Source organism: Aliterella sp. E5.1 (assembly GCF_057473825.1).
This window is the reverse complement of sequence record NZ_JBYCCV010000140.1, coordinates 1-7,449: the sequence shown is the minus strand read 5'-3', so window position 1 is coordinate 7,449 and position 7,449 is coordinate 1. Positions and strand designations below refer to the sequence as shown.

Below are 7,449 nucleotides of genomic sequence, written 5' to 3'. Positions count from 1 at the left end.
ACGTCTGTTGGCAAACAGGACAGAGATAGCGTTGATGTCCGTTGGGCATCTTGCCGTGTTTATGGGCTTTAGAATGATCACACAAAGGGCATTGCATGGACGAGTTGCAGATGAGAGATCCCCTCTACTCTACCAATCCCACGTTTATTTGACGCACTACCTACTAGGCAAAGTTCTATAGACAAGTATAAATAGTGTTTTCGGCTTATTTAAACTGTAAAAAAATCTAAATTTACAGCTACTGAGTAGTAAATAGTCTAATTAAGGCTTGATAAAGTTAGTGATTTTTGCAACTATTTAGCATCTAAATAATTTATTTGTAGTGGGCGGCGCTAATCTCTTAGTCTTACGCACAGTCAGTCTGACACGCTCTAGTTCTAAGAAATGTGAAAGTACATGGGGTATTCCCCGGAGGCAGAGCGTCTCCGGCTCGGCGCTAGTATTGCAAAGCGACCAGGACTTGGTCTTCTATCCTCCATTGGTAAGAGAGCGTGAATTTTTCTTCCGTCCCATCTGCTCACAAATTATTTTTACAAGCGGTCAATTTAAGGAGACAAAATAGAATTATCGACGCTCGTACAGTAGGATGTGGTGTTTACCCTGATTGATGAGTCCTTGTCGCTGCAATTGCTGTACTAGACGTGTCACCGTCACTCGCGTTGTGCCTAGCACCTCTGCAACATCCTGATGAGTCAGGCGGAACGGAATTATTCGTCCCTGCTCTACCCTAAAGCCAAATTTAGTTGCCAACCAGTACAGAAATTGCAGAAATCGCTGCTGAATTTGTCCATGACGAATTCTCACCAATTCTTGCATCTGGTGAATATGGGACAACATCACCCGATGTAAATCCCAGCAATCGTCTAGCTTCAAGGCGATCGCTTTCACATTGGTCAAGCATTCAATTTGATAAGGTTGGATGCCAGCGAGGGGCTGACCAATCCCCTCTCCTGCTCCCCAAAAGCCCAAAGAGATAATGGTGCCATCTTCAGCTAAGGTTAATGTGCGAACTACTCCAATTTCGATTCGCCAGAGAATACCGTTATTTAGCGGGATATACTCTCGTTTCTTAAATGCTCGTTGAATTTGGCGCTCCGTTTGTGCTGGCGCGGTTTTGAAAGGATATAATGCTTGGCGACTCTGAAGATCGAGCGCGTCCATTACCATTACTTCCTCTAGCAAAATTATTTGTTTCATAGGTAATTCCAGAAAATATGCTTTCTTTATCTCTTCAAGCAAGGATGTTGACCTTGAGCGACCCTGGGCATCATCGTCTGACTATTGGGTGCAAAATCCAGACAGTCAATCGCTTCTTCAGAAAAGGCTTTGCACGGATGTACGGTACATTTCAGCAGGTATTCGCCTGTGAAATACTGGCAGCGAGCGCACGGCACTTGATGCAGTTTCTTGAGATGACGGATGCCTTCTTTTGTTGTATGCCAAAGGCTCCAACAGAAAAAAACTGTTAGAAGAATAGCGCAGCAGCTACACCAGGCGATCGCGATCGATTGAATCACTGAGGGACAAATAGAGTAAAGCATGGCTAAGTCCAATTGTAAGAAAGCTCAGTGCTGAAATTTAGGGCTGCTCAACAAGAATGGAAGTTACATGAGGTTCACAATTAGCCGTTAGAAACAGTTTTTCTGATGAGCAGTTGTTCTGACTTGGTAGCAGACTTCGCCAAAAGCTCAAAATCTGTTCTCCCGTTTGTTGAGGATAAAAGTAATGAAAGAAATAGCGCCCACCCGGACACACCCAGAGTTTTGATGCATCTTCACTGAAGTGCTGCTGCCAACGGCGGAGTTGGTAGGGATCGACTACAACATCATCTACACTGCCACACACTAGCAGAGGCACTGCTACTTGTATTGGTGTCAAGTTCAAGCACTTGACAAGACTATGAGGAGATAGCGAATCGTCAAGATCCCGATCCAAAATCTTCACCAACGCTTTTGTCATGGGTCGAGAGGAGCAGCCAAACAACATATCTACCATGCGAGTCAACAAAACCTGACGGCGACAGGGTAGTAGGTTGCGCTGGGTATAATAATATGCCTGCCAATCTAGAGCAGGATACGCACCAACAGACAGTAAAGTTAGCGATCGCACTCGTTCGGGATGTCTTTGGGTATATAGCAATGCCAAGAGTCCGCTAACCCCATGACCGATTAGATGAATTGGGCGATCGTCATGTTTCAAATAGTCATTCAGCAACACTAAGGCAATGTCAAGAGAACAGGGTTCATCGGGCGAGAGTTGATATTCCCAGTGAGCAATTGACGTATGTTGGGCAAGAGATTGCAGCAACGGGCGATTGAATACTTGTAAATGGGGGCTGGCACTTAGGCAAAGCACTTCAGGCAAATTAGACATGATTGTTTGGTATGGGTTGATTTTGCTTACGTTCCAAGTTGTGCGATCGGGCATTCGGTAGGCACTTCGTAGCACTGGCAGCGAAAAAAGAATTCGCTGGGCTGCTTTTGTGTTAGCCATGATTATCTACACTCCAAACTCTCGTTTTAGTTGTGCGACCCAAGTGTTAATGCGCTTATCGGTTAACTCTGACTGATTATCTTCATTAAGGGCTAATCCAACAAATTTGCCGTTCTTGACTGCTTTCGACTCGTTAAAGTCATAGCCATCGGTTGACCAATAACCAACCGTAGTACCACCCAGTTCAGAAATCTTTTCTTCCAAAATACCCATTGCATCTTGGAAATTGTCGGCATAACCAATCTGATCGCCAGGTCCAAAATAAGCAACCTTCTTGCCACTGAAATCGATGTTGTCTAATTCGTCATCCAAGCCTTGCCAATCGGCTTGCAGTTCACCAATGTTCCAAGTAGAGCAACCGACAATCAAATACTCGTAGCCCTCCAGTTCCCTAGCTTCAGTATCCGCAATGTTGTGTAGCGTCACGATCTCATCGCCACCAAATACTCTTTGCATAGTTTCGGCGATCGTTTCGGTGTTGCCAGTTTGAGGACCAAAAAATAAGCCAATTTTAGTCATATGAACTCCTTGCTAATTGTGAGACTGAAAAAATTTAAGTTACAACGTGATTGCCCAAGCTGTTTCGGGTAAACCTGAATTAGGTTCGCAACGACTGAGCAGAAAAACAAGGCTAGTCTGTGTTTGCAATGTATGAGACATCTGCGCTGGGATGAAGATAAACCGTCCGGGTTCGAGGGGAATAATCTCCTGATTCAAGGTCAACTTGCCTTGCCCTTCTAGCACCGCGATCGTCACATCCTTGTCATCGCAGATTTCTGGCAGTTGGGTTTCTGCGCCTAAAGTCATCAAATTCTGTTGATACAAGGTTTGCTGTCCGCTCGTGTATTCAACAATCTCGCAATTAATTACTTGCCCAGAGGAAGCGTTGAGTGGCAATAGCTGGAGATGAAACGGTCGATCAATAGCTGTGGTCTGAGCCATAATAAATACCTTTGGGTAATAATTTTTTAGAGCAGGACTGTAAACAGTTGAGGAGCGATCGCTTAAACTAGGTGCTGCAACAGGTCAAGATTGCTCAACAACAGGTAGGCAAAAATTACACCGCCCACGCCACCAATCAAGAAACCACCAGAAAATTGACTCCACCCTTCAACTGATTGCAGTGATGTAGGAACGTTGGGAACAGTATCAACCAAGGCAAGTTGAGGCAAGTGCAGTCGTTGTTCAAAGGTGGCACTGCCGTAGAGAGACAGACATCCTGTTGCGATCGCAATCAAACTCGCGGCGGCAATTAAGCCTGCTAAATTTGCCGAATCTGAGTCACGCAGAGGTCCTAGTTTGGCAAAGGAACCAATCAGCCAGTAACCGTGTGCCATACCGATCTCCAATCCCCGTGTGAGTGGAGAAAGCCCTGGATGGTAAATGGGCAGGTTTTTGAGGAAATTCAAGGTAAAATCTGAGGAATTAATTGGTGTTAATAGATTGCCAGTTTCCACATTTAACACCGATTGCACCATGGCTTTGCGTTGGAAATTAAACCCTACCGCCTCTCGCCGCGCCCGGATTGCGTGCCAAATGTGACCGCACAGAAAGAAAACTGCCAGCGCGAAGTGGAACGTGGCTAACCAACCGCGAGTAGAGACGATGTCGATCGCCGTCGGTAGTGTTCCTGTAGGTGCTTGACTCGTCAACGTGCCTAATGAACCGTAGAACACTTCTGGATAAACTGTGTTGTTAACCGAGACGAAGTAAGCAGCTAGAAAGCCCATGTAGGCAACAGCGCCAATACTGTAGGACAAATACGCCTCGCCGGAATAGATCAAAATGCGCCGCGCCCAAGCAAATGGTTGAGTGAGAATGTGAAACAATCCCCCTCCAATCAGCATACCGCCGACCCAAATATGTCCTCCGATGACATCTTCAAGATTATCGACGGCTGCCATACCTGCCGCTCCGTGAGTGCCAAACAGGTAGCCAAAAATTGTCACTGGATTGAGGGTGGGATGGCTGATGACGCGCACATCGCCACCTCCGGCTACCCAGGGATCGAATACTCCTCCCCAAAATAGGGCTTTGGCGACCAATAACCATGCTCCCAAGCCTAGCAGCATCAGATGGATGCCTAGAATGGAGGTCATTTTGTCGGCATCTTTCCAGTCGTAACCAAAAAAGCCTGCCCAGGTTGGATTATCTTCCAGCACTCCAGGATCTAGCAAGGCATGGTAAATGCCCCCGGCTGCCAAGATCGTTGAGGGGATAAGGTGCAACACTGCGATCGCAAAGTAAGGGTAGACGTTCGCGATTTGTCCCCCTGTTCCTACTCCAAAGCCAAGCGTTGCCAGGTGTGGCAAAAGAATCAATCCCTGCTCGTACATTGGTTTTGTCGGTATGAAGCGAGATAGCTCAGATAAAGTCATTCCACCCGCCCAAAGCAGAATTAAAGCGGAATGGGCAACATGAGCGCCTAACAATTTACCAGACAAATTGACCAAACGAAAATTACCAGTCCACCAACCTGTTTGAGGAATTTGCTGTTGATAAGGACTCTCGGCAATTACTGCTGTCATGAATAAATCTCCTTGAAAAGTATTGCAGTATGAACCTAGAGTGTCCTTCCTCTCTGCCAGAAACTTGTAAAGCTGTGGCTTGTGTTCTAATCGGCATGAAATCGGCGAAGTGCAATCAAATTTTTACATCCATTTCGGTATGGGTGCAGGTTATTTAGCGTGAGTCAATTCAAGTCGGCTGCGGCAATACAGCCGCATCGCTGATTCGACCTTTGCGGAAATCAAAGCCACGAGCGCGGAGTGAGTGCCAGAGATGTCCTTGCAATAAGAAAAACGCCAACCAGAAGTGAGCATTTGCTAACCACGATCGCGGACTCAAAAAGTCAGGATCGGGCGATGCAAAATAGGGAATAATGTTTTGCCGAATCACCAACGTTGGGCCGTAAAACACTCCGGGATAAACTGTTGCGTTAACTGATACAAAGTAGGGAAAGGTATTCACCACCGTACCCCCTGCCCCAACGCCCCAACCTTCTGCCGCCAGGTGAGGCAGTAAAATTAAGCCTTGCTCGTACATCGGCTGTTGCGGATTGAAATGAGCAAGTTCAAATAAAGTCATTCCCCCTACCCACAGCACAATCAATCCAGTGTGAGCAACGTGCGCGCCTAGTAGTTTGCCAGAGAGTATTAGTTAACCGAGCATTTCCCGCCCACCAAGGAACAGTTTCCAGTGCTTGATCTATCGTTCTGACCATGCAATATATTCTCCTAAATCAGGTTCTCAAAAAGCCGAAGCTTATTGAGAATATTATTCAACTAACTTGGAGGCATCTTAGCATGACTATTGCAATCTTTTCTGATTAAAGATAATTAAGAAATATTAAGATAATAGGGATTAAGCAAAGTTTAACCTATGGTCGTCTCCTATTTTCTTGAACGAATACGATTTTTACCAATTTTAGGGAAAATGCAGTTAAAGTAACCGCGATCGCTGTGTTGTAATGTCCTCTGCTAATCTTATTCCAGAAAAAATTTGCTAATTAGTTGCAACTAACTATTGTTTCCTGTAGAGTTATTGTTGAGTTTTATCAGGAATAGATATCAATAGTTTGCTCCCAGTTGCGATGTTATTGATGAATTTACTGACGGCAATTAGGTATCGAGGGGTGTAAGTGAGACAGGCGCAGTTAGGGCTTCTTCTGGTGGTTACGAGTTCGGTTTGTCTTGGCGTTGCCTTAGAAGCAACAGCGCAGCCCCTTCCCAGTTTGGAGGGAAAAAGCAATTCTCTTAGTCGGATACTACGCGATTCCTTAAGGACTAAAGAAATTCCCCTCCTAAATGAGGTAAAGCGTCCACTCACCAGCGCTCAAATGCTAGTACAGTCAACAGCGCCAGAAGTTGTGCAAGTGACGACAGTTAAAGCCAATCCTACTGAAAAAGGTGTGGAAGTGATCTTACAGACGACGGTTGGGGAACAGTTGACGATAGCCAATCGCAGTGCGGGCAATAGCTATATTGCTGATATTCCCAATGCTCAAATGCGCCTGCCGTCGGGCGGTGGGTTTGCATTTCGCTCCCAAAAACCGATTACGGGGATTACTCAGATAACTGTCACTAACGCAAATGCTAATACTATCCGAGTGACGATGATGGGGGAGGCGGCTAGACCAACAGTTGAGTTATTTGATGGCGATGAGGGTTTGATTTTTGGCGTGAAGAGTGCGGTAGCGTCATCTCCCCAAGGGCAACAACCCCAAACTCAACCAGTTGAGCCAGAGATTGAAAGTCAATCTGATGAACCATCGGCTACGGATAATGAACTAATCGAAATTGTGGTGACGGGCGAGCAAGAAACAGGATACAGCGTACCAGATGCTTCAACTGCGACAAGAATCAAGGTTCCAATCCGCGATATTCCTCAATCAATTCAGGTTATTCCGCGTGAAGTAATCGAAGATCGACAGGTGGTGCGTTTGAACGAGTTAGCCGATAACGTCAGTGGAGTAAGTTGGTAGACATTTAACTTGCAATAACTCTATTTCCTTTATTTCGAAGTTGTCTATTCCAGTTAATTATTAACTCTCCCTCATTGAGCAATCTCTCTAGAGTTTCTTGAAGTTGCTTGACGGACTCAAATAGCCGATGAGCAATGAACTCTTTACAGGAATGCCATACTAATTCAATTAAATTGAAATCTGGACTGTAAGCTGGTAAAAAACAAAGTTGTATATTTGGTAACATTTGCTCTATTTTATCAAAAATATCTTGGCGCTTGTGATAACTGGCGTTGTCTAAAATTACTAAAACTCTCGAACCTATTCGCTCATAAAGTTCTGGTTGATTACCTTGCCCAACCCACTCATACTAAGTTGCGGTCAGAGGTAGTATTTGAAGATGAGGGAAGAAAGTCATTGAACGCAGGCGCTCACTATTAGAAGAAAGTTCAAGTAAGCCTTGGCAAAGTACATCTTCTACCTGTTCAAGGGAT

At 45.3% G+C, this 7,449-nt stretch carries 8 protein-coding genes and 2 pseudogenes; 1 reads left to right on the top strand and 9 read right to left on the bottom strand.

What is annotated here, in order from left to right:
• From AC2VE5_RS23085 to AC2VE5_RS23050, 8 genes and pseudogenes are all read right to left on the bottom strand, one after another.
• Positions 1 to 97, bottom strand: a 97-nt coding sequence (locus AC2VE5_RS23085; RefSeq protein WP_486886923.1) for an IS1/IS1595 family N-terminal zinc-binding domain-containing protein, incomplete at its 3' end; no start/stop codon positions are given.
• A gap of 467 nt (positions 98 to 564) precedes the next feature.
• A complete protein-coding gene (locus AC2VE5_RS23080) occupies positions 565 to 1,197 on the bottom strand; it encodes a Crp/Fnr family transcriptional regulator (RefSeq protein ID WP_486890008.1) in 633 nt (210 codons plus the stop codon).
• Between the two features lie 26 nt (positions 1,198 to 1,223).
• Positions 1,224 to 1,541, bottom strand: a complete 318-nt coding sequence (locus AC2VE5_RS23075) for a hypothetical protein (protein WP_486890007.1) — start codon at positions 1,539 to 1,541, stop codon at positions 1,224 to 1,226.
• A gap of 37 nt (positions 1,542 to 1,578) precedes the next feature.
• Positions 1,579 to 2,493 carry an alpha/beta fold hydrolase gene (locus tag AC2VE5_RS23070; protein WP_486890006.1) on the bottom strand — a complete coding sequence of 305 codons (915 nt, stop codon included), beginning with the start codon at positions 2,491 to 2,493 and terminating at the stop codon, positions 1,579 to 1,581.
• A 6-nt stretch (positions 2,494 to 2,499) separates the two neighbouring features.
• Entirely contained in the window at positions 2,500 to 3,012 is a 513-nt protein-coding gene (gene fldA, locus AC2VE5_RS23065; RefSeq protein WP_486890005.1) for a flavodoxin FldA, read from the bottom strand.
• A gap of 39 nt (positions 3,013 to 3,051) precedes the next feature.
• Complete coding sequence (locus tag AC2VE5_RS23060; RefSeq protein WP_486890004.1) at positions 3,052 to 3,435, bottom strand: cupin domain-containing protein; 384 nt, start codon at positions 3,433 to 3,435, stop codon at positions 3,052 to 3,054.
• A gap of 62 nt (positions 3,436 to 3,497) precedes the next feature.
• The gene (locus tag AC2VE5_RS23055) at positions 3,498 to 5,021 is read right to left on the bottom strand and encodes a chlorophyll a/b binding light-harvesting protein (RefSeq protein WP_486890003.1); all 1,524 of its coding nucleotides are present in this window, start codon (positions 5,019 to 5,021) and stop codon (positions 3,498 to 3,500) included.
• 169 nt (positions 5,022 to 5,190) lie between these two features.
• A pseudogene (locus AC2VE5_RS23050) lies at positions 5,191 to 5,716 on the bottom strand (hypothetical protein).
• A 417-nt stretch (positions 5,717 to 6,133) separates the two neighbouring features.
• Here AC2VE5_RS23050 and AC2VE5_RS23045 point away from each other — a divergent pair.
• Entirely contained in the window at positions 6,134 to 6,976 is an 843-nt protein-coding gene (locus tag AC2VE5_RS23045; protein ID WP_486890002.1) for an AMIN domain-containing protein, read from the top strand.
• A gap of 4 nt (positions 6,977 to 6,980) precedes the next feature.
• On the opposite strand, the pseudogene AC2VE5_RS23040 reads toward AC2VE5_RS23045, so the two are convergent.
• Positions 6,981 to 7,322: pseudogene (locus tag AC2VE5_RS23040) on the bottom strand (transposase); the annotation flags it as partial.
• Positions 7,323 to 7,449 lie beyond the last annotated feature (127 nt).

What these genes read in the sequence shown, in the direction of transcription:
- AC2VE5_RS23080 (WP_486890008.1), bottom strand. Translation starts at nt 1,197, where the DNA reads ATGAAACAAATAATTTTGCTAGAGGAAGTAATGGTAATGGACGCGCTC.
- AC2VE5_RS23075 (WP_486890007.1), bottom strand. Translation starts at nt 1,541, where the DNA reads ATGCTTTACTCTATTTGTCCCTCAGTGATTCAATCGATCGCGATCGCC.
- AC2VE5_RS23070 (WP_486890006.1), bottom strand. Translation starts at nt 2,493, where the DNA reads ATGGCTAACACAAAAGCAGCCCAGCGAATTCTTTTTTCGCTGCCAGTG.
- fldA (WP_486890005.1), bottom strand. Translation starts at nt 3,012, where the DNA reads ATGACTAAAATTGGCTTATTTTTTGGTCCTCAAACTGGCAACACCGAA.
- AC2VE5_RS23060 (WP_486890004.1), bottom strand. Translation starts at nt 3,435, where the DNA reads ATGGCTCAGACCACAGCTATTGATCGACCGTTTCATCTCCAGCTATTG.
- AC2VE5_RS23055 (WP_486890003.1), bottom strand. Translation starts at nt 5,021, where the DNA reads ATGACAGCAGTAATTGCCGAGAGTCCTTATCAACAGCAAATTCCTCAA.